This window comes from Pseudoalteromonas sp. SCSIO 43101 (assembly GCF_023650775.1).
GTDB classification, from domain to species: Bacteria; Pseudomonadota; Gammaproteobacteria; order Enterobacterales; family Alteromonadaceae; genus Pseudoalteromonas; species Pseudoalteromonas apostichopi.
The window spans coordinates 2,288,328-2,305,580 of sequence record NZ_CP072673.1; the positions used below are offsets into that span (position 1 = coordinate 2,288,328).

The window sequence follows — 17,253 nt, forward strand, 5'->3', positions numbered from 1 at the left end:
TAACCCTTAAAACTTATATCGTGCGGCTTGAACTAACAAAATAGCCCAACCAATAATAAAACAAACGCCGCCAATAGGGGTGATAGGCCCAAGCCATTTCATGCCCGTTAATGCGAGTAAATACAAACTACCACTAAATAGAAACGTACCTGCTATAAAAAATCCACCAGCCCAACTTAGGTTCATGCCCCACTTAATTAAGATAGCAATAGCTATAAGTGCAAGGCCATGCACCATTTGATACTCAGCAGCTGTTTTAAAAATCCCAATTGCGTATTCCGAGACACGGTTTTTTAAACCATGAGCGGCAAATGCACCAAGCATCACCGAAAGCATGCAGAATAAGCTGCCAACCATTAAATATAGTTTGATCATTGCTCATCTCCTGCCACTAAATTAATAATAAACTTTGCTGCATAATCCGCAGCTTGCTGTAGATTCTCTTCTTCAGTAATTCCACTTTTTTTACGTGGTTTTAGTGAATGATCACCATCTTTGAGAAATTTGATTTCTGGCGGATTAATCATTTTAAGATCAGCGAGCTCTTGCTGATTTCCAAATGTATCGCGCTCACCTTGCAGAACTAAAAAAGGACATGGTATGTCTGCAAAATGCTCTATACGAAGTTTTTCAGGTTTTCCTGGTGGGTGAAACGGATAACCAAAAGCCACAACTCCGGCTATTTTAGCTAGGCTCTGCTCGGTACAAAGCATAGAAGCCATACGCCCCCCCATTGATTTACCACCGATAAATAAAGGCAGCTCTGGCTGTCTCTCTCTCAGCACCTCTGCAAAGTATGCAAGCAACTTAGGAGCACGCTCTGGCGGTCTTCGCTTGCCTGTCTCTTTTGCAATTTGCATATATTGAAAATCAAACAACGCCACATCAATATTGAACTGACTAATAAGTTTAGCCATTGTTTGCATAAACTCAGAGTCGCTGCCCGCCCCTGCACCATGTGCAAATATAAACTGTGCACGGGCACTGCCCGTTGCACTTTTAAACCACTGTAACATGTTAATACTCTTGTTCTTGCTCTACTAAGCTCAGCATCCAGTCTTTGAAAGACACTATTTTACCAAGCTCTGTTTGCGATTCGCGGATCACTAAATAGTAAGCATTTTTACTTTCTAATGAGTGATTAAACGGTATGACAAGTCGACCTGCATCAATATCAGGTTTAGCTAATACGCTATTACCAATAGCAACACCCTGACCATGCACCGCAGCTTGTAATACCATCGATGAGTGACTAAAAATTGGCCCTTGGTTAACTTGCACATTACGCACACCAGCCGTTTTCATCCAAGTTTTCCAATTTTTACGGGTCGTATCATGCAATAACGTATGATTCGCCAAATCACTTGGTTGATTGAGTGGCTTAGGGCCTGTTAATAATAATGGGCTACATAAAGGCACCAGATATTCAGTGTGCAGCTTATAAGTTTGCACCCCACTCCAGTGACCTCGGCCATAATAAATGGCAATATCGACATCGTCAGAAAGGGAATTCTCATCCTGATCTTGCGCTTTAATTCGCACATCAATCTCAGGGTGTAATTCATTAAATAAACTAAGTCTGGGCACTAACCATTGAATCGCAAAACTTGGCGTTAAGCTCACTGTAAGTGAACCTTTCGCACCTCGTGCAAGCAACTTTTCTGTAGCATCAATCAGCTGGGTAAAAATCTCTTTAATATCTAAAAAGTAACCTTGCCCTTCTTCGGTCAGCAATAAAGAGCGATTTTTACGCAAAAACAGTTTTAAACCTAAATGCTCTTCTAGGGTTTTAATTTGGTGACTCACAGCTGCTTGCGTTACATACAGCTCTTCTGCCGCTTTAGTAAAGCTCAAATGACGAGCCGCAGCTTCGAATGCTTTTAGCGCATTTAAGGGAGGTAAACGACGAGACATAATCACCAAGCTTAGAATTAGTTTTTCTTATGCGTCGATTATAGCGATACAAATAAAAAAAGGCGACCATGGTCGCCTTTTTCATACTTAAATAGCAAGATTACAAGTCACTAGCGCTAGTATCTAGTGGTGCAAAGCTCTTAACCAAGTCATCAACCGCTTTCATTTGCGATAAATAACCTTCTAGTTTACTTAGTGCAAGTGCACAAGGACCATCACATTTTGCTTCATTAGGATTAGGGTGTGCTTCAATGAACAGACCTGCAATACCTAATGCCATACCACTACGCGCAAGCTCTGCAGCTTGTGCACGGCGACCATCCGCAGAGTCAGCACGACCACCAGGACGCTGTAATGCGTGTGTTGCATCAAAGATAACCGGCGCCATAGGCTTCATGTCATCCATACCTAGCATATCAACCACTAGGTTGTTATAACCAAAGCTTGTGCCACGTTCACACAGCGCAACGTTGTTGTTGCCCGCTTCATTAAACTTTTTAATGATATGGCGCATTTCATGTGGCGCTAAAAACTGTGGTTTTTTCACGTTGATAATGGCGCCAGTTTTTGCCATAGCAACGACTAAATCAGTTTGTCGAGCAAGAAAAGCAGGTAATTGAATAACATCAACAACTTCAGCCACAGGTGCGGCTTGATGTGGCTCATGTACATCAGTGATTAAAGGCACATTGAAAGTAGATTTAATTTCTTCAAAGATTTTTAAACCTTCTTCCATACCTGGGCCACGGTATGAATTAATTGAAGAGCGGTTTGCTTTATCAAAAGATGCTTTAAACACATATGGAATGTTTAGCTTTGATGTTACTTCTACGTAATGCTCAGCAATACGCATCGCTAAATCACGTGATTCAAGTACATTCATACCACCAAACAGCACAAATGGCTTGTTGTTGGCTAATTCAATGTCGTTAATTTTAATTAACTGGTTGTTCATTTCTATTCCTTAAGGTGCAACAGCTTGAAGCATTAATCCACAAATATAAGCCATGTAAGTACCTACACCGTAACCCAAAACAGCAAGTAAAACACCTACTGGCGCGAGAGACGGGTGGAATGCTGATGCAACAACAGGTGCAGATGCTGCGCCGCCTACATTCGCTTGAGAGCCTACTGCCATATAAAACAGTGGTGCTTTAATTAGTTTCGCGACGATTAACATTAAGCTTGCATGAGTAATCATCCAAATCGCGCCCAGTACAAAATACATTGGCGAGTCAAAAATCGCGGTAATATTCATATGTAAACCAATTGAAGCAACAAGAATGTATAAAAAGCTTGATGCTACTTTTGAAGCACCAAAGGCTTCAATATGGCGAACTTTAGTAAATGATAAACTAATACCTATGGTGGTAGAAATAACAATCAACCAAAAGAATTTACTATTTAAACTATACTCTTGCGCCCAAGGGAAATTAGCCCCAAAAAACGGACCTAAAAAGTCTGCACAAAAATGAGCAAGGCCAGTAATACCAAAGGCAATAGCAATAATCGTCATGTAATCATTTAAGGTTGGCATACGCGCATGCTCAGCATGATACTTTTCAACGCGCTCTTTTAAATCTTCAATTGCACGAGTATCTGCCCCGGTTTTGGCATCAATCGCCTTATGATTAGCTGCCATTAATAACAACACCGCCATCCATAAGTTCGCCACGATGACATCAACAGTTACCATTGCAGAGAAAATATCACCGCCCACTTCAAACATTTCTTTCATTGATGCTTGGTTTGCACCACCACCAATCCAGCTACCAGCAATGGTCGTCATACCGCGCCATACAGCATCAGGGCCATGGCCTCCGACAGCTTCAGGGTAAACCGCACTCATTACTAAGATAGCGAGTGGTCCACCAATAACGATACCCATGGTACCCGTTAAAAACATTATTAATGCTTTAGGACCAAGGTTAATAATGGCTTTTAAATCAATACTAATGGTCAGCAATATTAAGCAGGCTGGCAGTAAATAACGTGATGCAACAAAATAAACATTTGAAGAGTGACCATCAACAATACCAAAGGTATTCAGTAATGATGGTAAAAAGTAGCAAAGTAATAATGCCGGTACGTATTTATAAAATTTTTGGCACGCAGCATTATTACTGTGAGAGGTTTTAAAAATAAACCCCAAAATAACGGCAAGCAAACCAAGTACGACTGCGTCATTGGTAATTAGCGCACTGTGGGCGTCAGTCATAAATGTTCCTTTAAAATTAGTGGTGTGTATTATTGTTGTCTTCTATTTCAGCAATTTGATGCTGAATAACTTCGATAGCAGGATCATCTGGGCACTCGTTAATAAAGTACTGCAAATCATCGCGGGCCATTTTTGGGCAATCTAGCTGATTAAGTAAATAACCACGGTCACGACGCTCATAAGGGTCATCACCAAGTAATTCCATCAACATTTCAACACAATGCAAAGCATGACCAAATTTACTTTCGCTAATAAAAGACCATTTTTGCTGAGCTAAATATAATTTATATAGCTCTTCATCAAAAATCAGCTCAAGAGGTTCTTGTTCATCACCATTTTCTTCACACGCATTCTCTGGTGTTATATACCAGCTCTGCTGTCCCGTGCTGGGCTCAATTAAATAACCTTCTTCATCACTCATACCAACATGAACGTGCACGTCTCCTTGACTAAGAGTAACAGTCGCGTCCAATTCAGCATGTTGCAATAAATGACAAAGTAAAACTGCCAGCGTGGTTTGTGTACCACTGCGCATGGTAATGGTGTAGCTAAAACTATTTAACGTATACTCAGGCACTTTTAAGCTTGATGAGCTAAATAGCCATTGTTGATAAAAGGTATCAAGTAACTTATCGAGACGCTCATGTGGCTCTTTTAATTCAGCGCAAAGAGCTGTTACCGTGTCTTCAAGCTCATTGAGGGTGTCATAACAGGCTGTTAAATCAGCTTGATGATCCCACTTCAATTCAGCGTCGATACAACGATAAAGCACTTTCGAAGAAAATGCGTCAAAGGCCTCTTCTTGATAGGATTCATTTTGATCTTCAAACCAAGGGGTGGTCATTTATACTGCTACATCTCTTACAAAAACGAACAGCTAGTTTACCTACTTTTCCCCTAAGTTACCAATACTGAGCGATGAGATATAAAAAAGCGGTATGACAACCTAGGCCATCAAATACCGCTTAGAAATTCTTAAAGAAGAAGTGCCGTTTTAGCAGAGGCTAAATAGCCAATTGCCAATAAGATGAGTGTGGTGATTACAAGTAATACGAGCTTCGCACTTTTTGCATTTTGCTTAGCAGCAACAACACCTAACACAATGTATGCAATAACTAAGATTATCTTTTCTAATAACCAAGACTGCTCTAAAGGGTTAAATCCTGCCATCACAATCAATACCACTGCAGAAACTAGCAGTAAAGTGTCGATACTATGACTACCAATAAATACCACTTTATTTTTTGCCAAAGTGCCCGATTTTAAGCGTGAAAACGAACGAACGTAAAATAAGATAATACTCAACACGGCAAACAGCATGTGAGTATGTTTTACTGCTAAATAATCCATATGCCCCTAATTTTGTTTTAATTAATCTGGATAACGTACAAGTACGTCTTCTATTTCTTTAACCCGCTGATTAAACACTTCAATTAACTTCGGATCAAATTGTTTGCCCTGTTGCGAGTTAATTTCCTTGATTACATCTTCAAGTGACCACGGCTCTTTATAACAGCGTTTATGACGAAGCGCATCAAACACATCAGCTAATGCTACAATGCGACCTGCAATTGGAATTTCCTCACCTTTTAAACCTTTCGGATAGCCTGAACCATCCCAACGCTCATGATGTGATAAAGCAATAATGGCTCCTGTATTAACAATGTCACGATTTGAATCTTTTAAAATTAAATGACCTTTTTCAGCATGCTGCTGCATGATAGCCCATTCTTCGTCGGTGAGCGGCCCTGGCTTATTTAAAATTGCATCAGGAATACCCACTTTACCTACATCATGTAGGGGCGCTGCTAAGCGAATAAGTTCAGCTTCGCGTTTGGGTAAACCATAGCCCAAGGCCAATTCATAGCAAATGTGCGAAACACGTTTTACATGGTTACCGGTTTCCGTTGAGCGTTGCTCTAACGCTTCACTAAGCCTAAATACTAACTCTTGCTGTGTTGCTTCAATTTCAGATTGTAACTGTACATTTTCATACGCCAACTGCACATTTTGTGAAAAAATTTCAATCAGATGACGCTGAGTGTCTGTTAAATGCTTAGGGATACCGGAAATAAATAACATCGAGTTGTGATTACATTCACTACAACAATAAGCAAATAAATAATTTTCACGGTAGACGATGGTTTTTTCGTTCAATGCTTGCTGGCAGGCTTGCAACTGCTCATTATCTAGGACTTCTTCGATAGCCTTACCTTCACTACGTTCAAACTCACCACGCCCCGAAAATACCACTAACTTCTTTTGATTATCCTGCGGGTTACTGGCAACTAAGCTTGTTGCATACATTGCTTGATCTACAGTACCGAGTAATGAGGTGAGTTGTTGCATCACCCCTTCAATAAAGCTCTCAAGTGAATGAGTTGAGAAAATATCACGTGATGCTTTAATAATTTTTTCAAGGCCTTGACGAGATTGCTCAATCGATAAAATGTCACGGTAAGAACGTAAACTCGACATAACCACGGTAAAAAGTTTCTGTGCAGTTAGCTCAGTTTTTGACTTGTAGTCATTGATATCGTAGTTAACTATCACTTGTCGCTCAGGTGCTTGACCTGGCTGACCGGTACGAAGAATGATACGAATGTGATTATTTTTTGCAGTTTCGCGAATAAACTTAGCAACCTTAAGGCCTGCGTCGTCAGTTTCCATTACCACATCAAGTAATACGATGGCAGCATCTGGATGCTGCTCAATTACCTCTTTGGCTTCTTCACCCGAATAGGCACTAATAAACTCTAAGCGTTTATCTTGAAATTCAAAGTCACTCAACGCAAGCTTTGTTACGGCATGTACTTCTGGCTCATCATCGACGATGATGACTTTCCAACTACCCTGAACCACCTCATTAACTTCATCAAGTGCTTCATCCGAAAACAAAAAATCATCCATTGTATGGGACCCTCAAAGGCTATGTACGCACAGTGCTCTTCATGATTATTTAGGCCATTGTGCTAAGGTTACACGGTCATTACCGCCAAGATCTTTAATTGTAAGTATATGGCTATACGACATTTGTGCAAAAAATTCTTGTACCTTCACACTTTGTTTGTAGCCATGTTCAATTAAAAGATAGCCATTTGTCGTTAAATAGTCACGCGCGCTAGTAATAATTTGTTTAATATCAGCCATACCGTCATCATCTGCAACTAATGCAGAGAGCGGTTCAAAGCGAACATCACCTTGGCTTAAGTGCTCATCATCATGTTCAATATACGGAGGATTGCTGACAATTAGGTCAAACTTTTCTGTACTTACTGCACTAAACCAATTGCTCAACGTAAAAGTGGCGTTGTTAATACTAAGTCGTTGTTTGTTCTCTTGGGCAAGCTCAACTGCATCAGCAACTCTATCAACCCCTGTCACCTGCCAACTTGGCATTTCACTGGCTAATGCTAAGGCAATTGCCCCTGTTCCCGTGCCTAAATCAAGCACCTTGGCATCAGCAGGTAATTCAAGACCTAAAGCATACTCAACTAAAGTTTCGGTATCGGGTCTTGGGATCAAAGTCGTTGGGTTAACCTTCAAAGGAAGGCTCCAAAATTCACGAAAGCCAACAATGTGAGCAACAGGTTCACCATTTAAACGGCGCTGACATGCTTTTTCAAAATCAAGTTGTTGCTGTTCGGTAAGTTGTTTTTCTGGCCAGGTAAATAAGTAACTGCGTGGTTTATCAAGAATGGATAATAAGAGGACTTGTGCGTCTAGCTTAGCACTGTCGCTGCTAGGCGTTAATAACGCCGTTGCAGCAACAATTGCTTGTTCAATGCTTTGCGGCACGATTATTCATCGCCCATCGCAGCAAGTAAATCAGCTTGGTGTTCTTGCATTAGAGGTTCAATAACACTGCCCAAATCACCTGCAACTACTTCATTTAAACGGTAAAGCGTTAAATTAATACGGTGATCTGTGATACGACCCTGCGGGTAATTATAAGTACGAATACGCTCAGAACGGTCACCACTACCTACTAGGTTACGACGCTCTGATGCTTCAGCCGCTTGACGCTTTTCATCTTCAGCTTGTTGTAAGCGCGCACCAAGTACTGACATCGCTTTAGCACGGTTTTTATGCTGTGAACGTTCATCCTGACACTCTACAACTACGCCCGTTGGAATATGCGTAATACGGATTGCTGAGTCAGTTTTATTTACGTGCTGACCACCGGCACCCGATGCACGGAAAGTATCTACTTTAATATCCGCAGGATTAATCTCAATTGCTTCCGCTTCAGGGATTTCAGCCATGACTGCTACAGTACACGCAGATGTATGAACACGGCCTTGCGATTCTGTCTCTGGTACACGTTGTACACGGTGCGCACCTGATTCGAACTTAAGCTGACCATAAACACCTTCACCTGAGATATGTGCAATCACTTCTTTATAACCGCCGTGCTCACCTTCATTAGTACTAACGACTTCCACCTTCCACTTTTTAGTTTCAGCGTAGCGACTGTACATACGGAATAAGTCACCTGCGAAGATAGCAGCTTCATCACCACCGGTACCGGCACGAACCTCTAGGTAGACGTTATTATTGTCTTTAGGGTCCTTAGGTAACATTAGAATTTGGATTTCGTCTTCTAAAGCAATTATTTGTGCTTTTGCTTCTTTATATTCTTCTTGCGCCATTTCACGCATATCAGGATCAGAGTCTTTTAACATTTCTTCAGCAGTAGCAACATCATCTTGTGCTTGTTGGTAAGCTAAAAATGCTTTTACGATTTCTTCTAATTCTGAGTATTCTTTAGATAAGGCACGAAAGCGATTTTGGTCGCTGATCACAGAGGGGTCGCTTAGTAGCGCTTGCACTTCCTCATAACGCTCAACTAAGGTTTCTAATTTTCTATAAACAGACTCTTTCATTTAACGACTATTCCTGATCAATACCTAACATTTTCTTTAATTGGCTTAACTCCGCTGCTTCACCTTTTTTAGCAGCATCTTGAATGGCACGGGTAGGTGCGTGCATCAAGCGGTTGGTCAGTTTGTTTGCCAACTCGAGTATAACTTTTTCAGCTTCTTTACCTGCTTGCAGCTGGCCTAAGGCTTTTTCGACAAGTTCTGACTTTATATCTTGTACATCGTTGCGATAATGGCGAATTAAATCCACCGAATCGAGTGAACGCAACCACATAGCAAATTCATCGGTACGTGAGCGAATAATAGCTTGTGCTTGCTCAGCAGCCTGCTCACGGGCGGCGATATTCTCGCTTACTATGGCTTGTAAGTCATCAACTGAATACAAATAGGCCGCATCTAATTCGCCTACTTGGCTCTCGATATCACGTGGTACTGCAATATCAATAAATAACATTGGTTTGTGACGGCGCTTTTTCAGCGCTTGTTCTACTACCCCTTTACCAATGATGGGCAAAGTACTGGCGGTTGAACTAATTACAATATCTGCATCATGTAAACGCTCAGGTAACTGAGCTAATGCAATGACATCCGCATTAACATCATCTGCTAACGTTTTAGCTCGTTCAATAGTACGGTTAGCAACTGTTATTTTTTGCGGATCATTTTGGTATAAGTGTTTAGCAACCAGCTCTATCGTCTCACCTGCCCCAATAAGCAATACATTGGTTTTATCTAATTTGCCATAAATGTGCTTAGCAAGATTAACAGCTGCATAAGCAACAGATACCGCACTGGCACCAATATCAGTTTCGGTACGAACTTGTTTTGCAACTGAAAATGTTTTTTGAAATAAACGGTCGAAGGTTACACCTATCGCATCATGGGTTTTCGCATTATGGTAAGCTTGCTTTATTTGCCCTAAAATTTGCGGCTCACCGAGTACTAACGAATCTAAACCACATGAAACCCGCATTAAATGGTTAATTGCTTCATGATCTTCATGATAATAAACATTATTGCTCAGTTCCTGTTCATCCAACCCATGGAAACTGGCTAACCAGTGCAACAGGGTTTGGGAATTACGCTCGGCAAGGCTACAATAGATTTCAGTTCGGTTGCAGGTCGAAACAATAACCGCCTCATTAAAATGCGAGTGACCACTTAATTGCTGCAACGCCTCAGACATTTGCTCTGGCGAAAAAGCGACTTTTTCACGTAATTCTACGGATGCGGTTTTGTGATTTATACCAAGTGCTACGATGGTCATATGTACCAAATATTGCTAAGCCCAGCTGTAAAGGCGTTAATTTTACCAAAAATCAGCGGAATATGGAAAGTAAGGAACGACATTTGATTAAACAATATTTGATTTTATTCATATTTTTTTTATTTATAGGTGGCTGTGCGCAAAAAATTTCAACAGTTGATTACATTTATCCCGACTGGAAAAGCCGATTAGAACAACAAGCTCAGTGGCAAGTACAAGGCAAAATGGCATTTATTAGTACAGAGCAACGCCAATCCGCCAATTTAAATTGGCAGCACGATGAGCAGCACAGTGAAATGGTACTCACCAGTTTTATTGGTACTCGCATCCTTTCTTTAAAACAAAATGCACAAGGTGCTGAACTTGAATATGACGGCGATGTTTATACAGATAGTGATGCCTCAATGTTATTATATCGCCTAACAGGTTTTTCAATCCCATTAGATAACGCGGCAAAATGGCTAAAAGGAACTGTAGAAAACGAACAAGCCAGCTTTGATGAGCAAGGTCGTTTAAAAAAACTTATATGGCAAGCTCAAGATGGTCAGCAATGGCAGATTAGCTATTCAAATTACATCAAACATAATGGCTATTGGCTTCCTGTTAAGCTAAGCCTTAAAAACCAAAAAATTCGTATTAAAATTCAACTTAATGATTGGCAGTTAAATTAATAATGACGCAAGCTTCAACCGCCCCGCTAACTTTAATAGCACCAGCAAAACTTAATTTATTTCTTCATATAAATGGTCGCCGTGAAGATGGCTACCATGAACTAGAAACTTTATTTACCTTTTTAGAATTTGGTGATGACTTAACATTTACAGTGACCAATGATCTGGACATAAATGTAAAGGGTGATACCAGCGGCATTGAGTTAACAGACAATCTTATATACAAAGCAGCCCGTTTATTACAACAGCATTGTGATTGCCAACAAGGCGTTTCTATAGAATTATTAAAACGCTTGCCTATGGGCGGTGGCGTCGGTGGTGGTTCATCCGATGCGGCCACTACCCTATTAGCTCTCAATAAGCTATGGGGCTGTGATTTATCACTCGCAGAGTTAGCAAAACTTGGAGTAACATTAGGCGCCGATGTTCCGGTGTTTATTAATGGTCACAGCGCGATTGCTCATGGTATTGGCGAGCAGTTAGAAAATGTTGAATTACCGCGAAGCTGGTTTTGTGTTATTCATCCAGGGGAACATGTCAGCACCGCGAAAATTTTTACTCACCCTGATTTAAAACGCGACACTCCCAAGCTAAAAGCAGACTGGCAAATAGAAAATTTAGGCAACGATTGTGAGGCTTTAGTTAAAAAGCTCTGCCCCGAGGTTGAAAAAGCCCTGCAGTGGTTGCTAAAATACGCACCGTCAAAGATGACTGGTACAGGCGCTTGCTGCTTTGCTGAGTTTTCAACCGAGGCAGAAGCACAACAAGTTTTAGCTCAATTACCAGAAAAATGGACAGGTTTTGTTGCAAGTAGTGCTACACTTTCACCTGCTCATACAGCATTAAATGCTCACTTTGAAATGAAGTAACGTACAAGTAAATGTTAACCTGCTTTGGTGCCTACCATAGCCTGTTAGTCCCAAAATTCAGTGCCTGAGGAACCCTACCGTGCCTGACATGAAGCTCTTCGCTGGTAACGCAACACCTGAGCTAGCTCAAAAAGTTGCAAAACGTTTGTATATTGAATTAGGCGATGCTGTTGTTGGCCGTTTTAGTGACGGTGAGATCAGTGTTCAAATTAATGAAAATGTTCGTGGCTCTGACGTTTTCATTGTCCAATCAACCTGTAACCCCACTAACGATAACCTGATGGAGCTTATCGTTATGGTTGATGCCCTACGTCGTGCATCTGCTGGACGTATTACCGCAGTTATTCCTTATTTTGGTTACTCACGTCAAGACCGCCGCGTGCGTTCTGCGCGTGTTCCAATCACAGCTAAAGTAGTTGCAGATTTCCTTTCAAGTGTTGGGGTTGACCGCGTTCTGACGGTTGATTTACACGCTGAACAAATCCAAGGTTTCTTCGACGTACCAGTGGATAACGTATTTGGTAGCCCAGTGCTACTTGAAGATATGAAAGAACGCGACTTCGATGATGTTGTGGTTGTTTCTCCTGACATCGGTGGTGTTGTTCGTGCTCGTGCAATCGCTAAGCTATTAAACGACACAGACCTTGCTATTATTGACAAGCGTCGTCCGCAAGCAAACGTTTCACAAGTAATGCACATTATTGGTGACGTTGAAGGTCGTGACTGTATCATCGTTGATGATATGATCGATACTGGTGGCACTTTATGTAAGGCAGCGGCAGCACTTAAAGAGCACGGTGCAAAACGCGTATTTGCTTACGCAACTCACCCTGTGCTTTCAGGTGATGCAGCTGAGAACATCCGTAATTCAGTGATTGACGAAGTTATCGTAACTGACTCAATTACATTAACTGATGAGCTTAAAGCAATTGATAAAATCAAAGTGCTTACGCTTGCAGATATGCTTGCTGAAACAATCCGTCGTATCAGCAACGAAGAATCTATTTCAGCGATGTTTGAACACTAATCAAAGTCACTGAAATACTATAAAAAGCACCGCCTAGGTGCTTTTTTTGTAGTCGTTATTTATTTTCCCTGAAAGGGGTGGTATGATAGCGCGCCTTTTGGCTGGGGACCTTGGTCGCAAAGGCCCTAAGACTATTAATTATTGGAGACATTATGTCAACTTACACATACAATGCAGAATTACGTACAGAAACAGGTACTGGTGCGAGCCGCCGCCTACGCCGTGAAGATAAAGTTCCTGCAATCCTTTACGGTGCTGACAAAGAAGCTGCATCAATCGTTCTTGCACACAAAGATATGATCAAAGCGCAAGAAGACGAAGGTTTCTACACGCATATCCTTACTTTAAACATCGGTGGCGAGTCAGTTGAAGCTATCCTTAAAGATATTCAACGTCACCCGTTCAAGCCTAAGATCACTCACTTAGACTTCCAACGTGTAGATGCTACTCACAAACTTCACACTAAAGTGCCAGTACACTTCATCGGTGAAGACAAAGTAACTAAAGCAGGCAACACAGTTGTTCACCAATTAACTGAAATCGAAATCACGTGTCTTCCTAAGTCACTTCCTGAGTTCGTAGAAGTTGATGTTGCTGATCTAGTAGCAGGTGATTCAATCCACCTTTCTGACCTTAAACTTCCTTCAGGTGTTTCATCTGTAGAGCTAGCTAAAGGCGCTGATCACGATCAGTCAGTTGTTACTATCAAAGCTAACAAAGCAGCTCCTGCTGAAGACGAAGCTTCAGAAGACGCTGCAGAATAATTTTTAAGGTGTAAACACCTTGAATTCTATTCAAATGCTTGTGGGCCTGGCTAATCCAGGCCCCGAATACGCAAATACACGCCATAATGCAGGTGCTTGGTTCATCGAAGAACTGGCTGCACGTTATAACTGCACACTCAAACATGATCCAAAATATCACGGCCTCACTGGCAAAGTGATTATTCAAGGCCAAGAATTTAAATTACTGATCCCTACGACTTATATGAATTTAAGTGGTAAAGCGGTGAGTAGTCTCGCTAATTTCTTTAAAATTCCTGTAGAGAACATTCTCGTTGCACACGATGAAATGGACTTAGAACCAGGGGTTGCAAAACTTAAAAAAGGTGGTGGCCACGGCGGTCACAACGGTTTAAAAGATATTATTGCGAAAATGGCAAACCAAAAAGATTTCATGCGTCTTCGTATTGGCATTGGTCATCCTGGTCACCGAGAAATGGTAACAGGCTGGGTGCTAGGTAAAGCTGCGAAAGACGATCAAGAAAAAATGGACGCCGCCGTTGACGAAGCAGTTCGTTGTATGGAAATACTTGCAAAAGATGGTGTGTTAAAAGCACAAAACAGACTACATTCATTTAAACCTTAATCCGTTTTAATGAAATTACACAAGGTATCTTACTATGGGTTTTAAATGTGGCATCGTTGGTTTGCCAAACGTTGGTAAATCAACACTATTTAATGCACTAACTAAAGCGGGTATTGAAGCCGCTAACTTCCCTTTCTGTACCATCGAACCAAATACGGGTGTGGTACCGGTTCCTGATGCGCGCTTAAATGATTTAGCCGCTATCGTAAATCCTCAGCGTATTTTACCAACGACGATGGAATTCGTTGATATTGCCGGTCTAGTAAAAGGTGCATCTAAAGGTGAAGGTTTAGGTAACCAGTTCCTAGCAAACATTCGTGAAACAGATGCGATTGGTCATGTTGTTCGTTGTTTTGAAGATGAAAACATTGTTCACGTTGCTGGCACAATTGACCCTGCTGATGATATTGATGTAATTAACACTGAATTAGTACTGGCTGATATGGACAGTGCTGACAAAGCCATTTTACGTAATGCTAAAAAAGCTAAAGGCGGCGACAAAGACGCTAAAGAACAAAATGCTGTTTTAGAAAAAGTGAAAGTACATCTAGATGAAGGTTTAACGTTACGTTCTTTAGAACTAACAAAAGAAGAACAGGCTGCAATTAAGCCTCTTAACTTCTTAACAATTAAACCAACTATGTACATTGCTAACGTAGCAGAAGATGGTTTTGAAAATAACCCTTACCTAGATAAAGTACGTGAAATTGCTGCTGCAGAAGATGCCGTTGTTATTCCAGTATGTGCTGCTATTGAATCTGAGTTATCTGAGCTTGAAGAAGAAGATAAATTAGAATTTATGGCTGACTTAGGTTTAGAAGAGCCAGGTCTTAACTTAGTGATCCGCGGTGGTTACGAGTTACTTAAATTACAAACATACTTCACTGCAGGCGTAAAAGAAGTACGTGCATGGACAATCCCTGTAGGTGCAACTGCGCCACAAGCTGCGGGTAAAATCCACACTGACTTTGAGCGTGGCTTTATCCGTGCACAAACTATCGCATTTGATGACTACATTGCGTTTAAAGGTGAAAGTGGTGCTAAAGAAGCAGGTAAAATGCGCCAAGAAGGTAAAGAATACATCGTTAAAGATGGTGATGTAATGAACTTCTTATTTAACGTATAAGCATTTTCGCTAGTTTTATTTTAAAAGGCTCGTTATTACGAGCCTTTTTTATTACCTAAGTTTTGCTAGCTTTGTAGATAGTGCTAGTCTTAAAGATGCCTGTCACTTTAGGGGATTAATGTTCTTTAATTTACGTGTATTGATTGCAAATCGTATTTTTACACATATGAGTTAAGCAAGCTGATCTCAACAACAGTTTAACCAGAAAGTTAATAAGGTCAGTATCAATTCAATCTACCCTATTGCTGAATTAATGAACCAATAATAGGTAAAAGTGCAAACTATTTTTAGCTAAAGTGCTTATTGAAAACCCTTAACTTTGACTTTTATGCGATTAAACAGCCTAAAAGAACACACTAACTAATTTTGCAACTTGATTTTTGTTTAAAAATCAATCAGATTTAAATCAGTGTAATAACAACCTCAAAGCAGATTGCAGTTTTAAATTGGCAAATAGCTGTCAAAAAAACAGCAATTCAAATGAAATTTAGCCACTTAGCTTAATTTTAGCGCAAACAAACACAGATAAGCGTTTTTTTGCAAAAAAGGTGTTGACGGATTTAGGTCATATCAGCATAATACGCCCCGCACTCAGCGATGAAGTGCTAACAAAAAAGATGGCTAAGTAGCTCAGTTGGTTAGAGCACATCACTCATAATGATGGGGTCACAGGTTCAAATCCCGTCTTAGCCACCATTCCTTTTGTTGCTCAATGAAGAGTTTAAAATAACTACCAGTACTTTAAGTACAAATGATGCGGGAGTGGCGGAATTGGTAGACGCGCTGGATTTAGGTTCCAGTAACTTCGGTTGTGAGAGTTCAAGTCTCTCCTTCCGCACCATGTTCTTGATAAGAACTAAAACTATCAAGCTTTTGTTGGGATATCGCCAAGCGGTAAGGCAGCAGGTTTTGATCCTGCCATTCCCAGGTTCAAATCCTGGTATCCCAGCCACAATGGCTAAGTAGCTCAGTTGGTTAGAGCACATCACTCATAATGATGGGGTCACAGGTTCAAATCCCGTCTTAGCCACCATTCTTTCTTTAGAATGGCTCTACAGGAGTTTAAAATAACTACCAGTACTTTTAAGTACAAATGATGCGGGAGTGGCGGAATTGGTAGACGCGCTGGATTTAGGTTCCAGTAACTTCGGTTGTGAGAGTTCAAGTCTCTCCTTCCGCACCATGTTCTTGATAAGAACCAAAACTATCAACTTATTCTTTGTTGGGATATCGCCAAGCGGTAAGGCAGCAGGTTTTGATCCTGCCATTCCCAGGTTCAAATCCTGGTATCCCAGCCACTTTCTCTACCAAGAGAGTGTTGAAGAATGTCTCTAGCTAAGAGTTTAAAGTAGCACCCCTTTTGATGCGGGAGTGGCGGAATTGGTAGACGCGCTGGATTTAGGTTCCAGTAACTTCGGTTGTGAGAGTTCAAGTCTCTCCTTCCGCACCATGTTCTTGATAAGAACCAAAACTATCAAATTATTCTTTGTTGGGATATCGCCAAGCGGTAAGGCAGCAGGTTTTGATCCTGCCATTCCCAGGTTCAAATCCTGGTATCCCAGCCACTTTCTCTACCAAGAAAGTGTTGAAGAATGTCTCTAGCTAAGAGTTGAAAGTAGCAACCCTTTTGATGCGGGAGTGGCGGAATTGGTAGACGCGCTGGATTTAGGTTCCAGTAACTTCGGTTGTGAGAGTTCAAGTCTCTCCTTCCGCACCATGTTCTTAAGTAGAACTAAAACTCTTCAAGTTTAGCGTTGGGATATCGCCAAGCGGTAAGGCAGCAGGTTTTGATCCTGCCATTCCCAGGTTCAAATCCTGGTATCCCAGCCAACTAACTTCCCTTTCTAATTTCTAATTTCTAATTTCTAATTTCTAATTTCTAATTTCTAATTTCTAATTTCTAATTTCTA

General features: G+C 41.0%; 17 protein-coding genes and 10 tRNA genes. 16 read left to right on the forward strand and 11 right to left on the reverse strand.

Annotated elements, in window-relative coordinates:
• Positions 1-6 precede the first annotated feature (6 nt).
• The 11 genes from J8Z25_RS10610 to hemA form a co-directional block, all read right to left on the reverse strand.
• Positions 7-375 carry a DUF423 domain-containing protein gene (locus J8Z25_RS10610; RefSeq protein ID WP_250661026.1) on the reverse strand — a complete coding sequence of 123 codons (369 nt, stop codon included), beginning with the start codon at positions 373-375 and terminating at the stop codon, positions 7-9.
• Positions 372-1,016 carry an alpha/beta family hydrolase gene (locus J8Z25_RS10615; protein ID WP_250661027.1) on the reverse strand — a complete coding sequence of 215 codons (645 nt, stop codon included), beginning with the start codon at positions 1,014-1,016 and terminating at the stop codon, positions 372-374. The genes J8Z25_RS10610 and J8Z25_RS10615 overlap by 4 nt, the downstream gene beginning before the upstream one ends.
• Before the next feature lies 1 nt (position 1,017).
• On the reverse strand, positions 1,018-1,914 hold the full coding sequence (locus tag J8Z25_RS10620; RefSeq protein WP_063706073.1) for a transcriptional regulator GcvA: 897 nt from the start codon (positions 1,912-1,914) through the stop codon (positions 1,018-1,020).
• Positions 1,915-2,014: 100 nt separating this feature from the next.
• Positions 2,015-2,869 carry a 3-deoxy-8-phosphooctulonate synthase gene (gene kdsA / locus J8Z25_RS10625; protein WP_130051186.1) on the reverse strand — a complete coding sequence of 285 codons (855 nt, stop codon included), beginning with the start codon at positions 2,867-2,869 and terminating at the stop codon, positions 2,015-2,017.
• A 9-nt stretch (positions 2,870-2,878) separates the two neighbouring features.
• On the reverse strand, positions 2,879-4,132 hold the full coding sequence (locus J8Z25_RS10630) for a DUF819 family protein (RefSeq protein ID WP_130051185.1): 1,254 nt from the start codon (positions 4,130-4,132) through the stop codon (positions 2,879-2,881).
• 16 nt (positions 4,133-4,148) lie between these two features.
• Positions 4,149-4,976, reverse strand: coding sequence for a tetratricopeptide repeat protein (locus J8Z25_RS10635; RefSeq protein ID WP_130051184.1), 828 nt, complete (start codon positions 4,974-4,976; stop codon positions 4,149-4,151).
• 131 nt (positions 4,977-5,107) lie between these two features.
• Positions 5,108-5,482 carry a SirB2 family protein gene (locus J8Z25_RS10640; RefSeq protein ID WP_130051183.1) on the reverse strand — a complete coding sequence of 125 codons (375 nt, stop codon included), beginning with the start codon at positions 5,480-5,482 and terminating at the stop codon, positions 5,108-5,110.
• A 21-nt stretch (positions 5,483-5,503) separates the two neighbouring features.
• Positions 5,504-7,042, reverse strand: coding sequence for a response regulator (locus tag J8Z25_RS10645; protein WP_239977903.1), 1,539 nt, complete (start codon positions 7,040-7,042; stop codon positions 5,504-5,506).
• 45 nt (positions 7,043-7,087) lie between these two features.
• Complete coding sequence (prmC, locus tag J8Z25_RS10650) at positions 7,088-7,930, reverse strand: peptide chain release factor N(5)-glutamine methyltransferase (protein ID WP_167659221.1); 843 nt, start codon at positions 7,928-7,930, stop codon at positions 7,088-7,090.
• A gap of 2 nt (positions 7,931-7,932) precedes the next feature.
• Positions 7,933-9,018: a peptide chain release factor 1 gene (gene prfA / locus J8Z25_RS10655; RefSeq protein WP_054551648.1), complete on the reverse strand. Its 1,086-nt coding sequence runs from the start codon at positions 9,016-9,018 to the stop codon at positions 7,933-7,935.
• A gap of 7 nt (positions 9,019-9,025) precedes the next feature.
• A complete protein-coding gene (gene hemA, locus J8Z25_RS10660; protein ID WP_175580517.1) occupies positions 9,026-10,282 on the reverse strand; it encodes a glutamyl-tRNA reductase in 1,257 nt (418 codons plus the stop codon).
• Between the two features lie 83 nt (positions 10,283-10,365).
• On the opposite strand from hemA, the gene lolB reads away from it, so the two are divergent.
• The 16 genes from lolB (at position 10,366) to J8Z25_RS10740 (ending at position 17,173) form a co-directional block, all read left to right on the forward strand.
• Positions 10,366-10,953, forward strand: coding sequence for a lipoprotein insertase outer membrane protein LolB (gene lolB / locus J8Z25_RS10665; protein ID WP_130051179.1), 588 nt, complete (start codon positions 10,366-10,368; stop codon positions 10,951-10,953).
• A 2-nt stretch (positions 10,954-10,955) separates the two neighbouring features.
• Positions 10,956-11,822: a 4-(cytidine 5'-diphospho)-2-C-methyl-D-erythritol kinase gene (ispE, locus tag J8Z25_RS10670; protein ID WP_130051178.1), complete on the forward strand. Its 867-nt coding sequence runs from the start codon at positions 10,956-10,958 to the stop codon at positions 11,820-11,822.
• 79 nt (positions 11,823-11,901) lie between these two features.
• On the forward strand, positions 11,902-12,849 hold the full coding sequence (locus tag J8Z25_RS10675; protein WP_130051177.1) for a ribose-phosphate pyrophosphokinase: 948 nt from the start codon (positions 11,902-11,904) through the stop codon (positions 12,847-12,849).
• A gap of 152 nt (positions 12,850-13,001) precedes the next feature.
• Entirely contained in the window at positions 13,002-13,613 is a 612-nt protein-coding gene (locus tag J8Z25_RS10680) for a 50S ribosomal protein L25/general stress protein Ctc (RefSeq protein WP_130051176.1), read from the forward strand.
• Between the two features lie 19 nt (positions 13,614-13,632).
• A complete protein-coding gene (pth, locus tag J8Z25_RS10685; RefSeq protein ID WP_082874093.1) occupies positions 13,633-14,217 on the forward strand; it encodes an aminoacyl-tRNA hydrolase in 585 nt (194 codons plus the stop codon).
• A 34-nt stretch (positions 14,218-14,251) separates the two neighbouring features.
• Entirely contained in the window at positions 14,252-15,343 is a 1,092-nt protein-coding gene (gene ychF / locus J8Z25_RS10690; protein ID WP_130051175.1) for a redox-regulated ATPase YchF, read from the forward strand.
• A 619-nt stretch (positions 15,344-15,962) separates the two neighbouring features.
• A tRNA-Met gene (locus tag J8Z25_RS10695) sits at positions 15,963-16,039 on the forward strand.
• Positions 16,040-16,099: 60 nt separating this feature from the next.
• Positions 16,100-16,184: transfer RNA gene (locus tag J8Z25_RS10700), tRNA-Leu, on the forward strand.
• A gap of 36 nt (positions 16,185-16,220) precedes the next feature.
• Positions 16,221-16,295 (forward strand) — tRNA-Gln (locus tag J8Z25_RS10705).
• Between the two features lie 4 nt (positions 16,296-16,299).
• Positions 16,300-16,376, forward strand: a tRNA-Met gene (locus tag J8Z25_RS10710).
• A gap of 65 nt (positions 16,377-16,441) precedes the next feature.
• Positions 16,442-16,526, forward strand: a tRNA-Leu gene (locus J8Z25_RS10715).
• 40 nt (positions 16,527-16,566) lie between these two features.
• Positions 16,567-16,641: transfer RNA gene (locus J8Z25_RS10720), tRNA-Gln, on the forward strand.
• A 67-nt stretch (positions 16,642-16,708) separates the two neighbouring features.
• A tRNA-Leu gene (locus J8Z25_RS10725) sits at positions 16,709-16,793 on the forward strand.
• 40 nt (positions 16,794-16,833) lie between these two features.
• Positions 16,834-16,908, forward strand: a tRNA-Gln gene (locus J8Z25_RS10730).
• Positions 16,909-16,975: 67 nt separating this feature from the next.
• Positions 16,976-17,060, forward strand: a tRNA-Leu gene (locus J8Z25_RS10735).
• Positions 17,061-17,098: 38 nt separating this feature from the next.
• Positions 17,099-17,173: transfer RNA gene (locus tag J8Z25_RS10740), tRNA-Gln, on the forward strand.
• Positions 17,174-17,253: the final 80 nt, after the last annotated feature.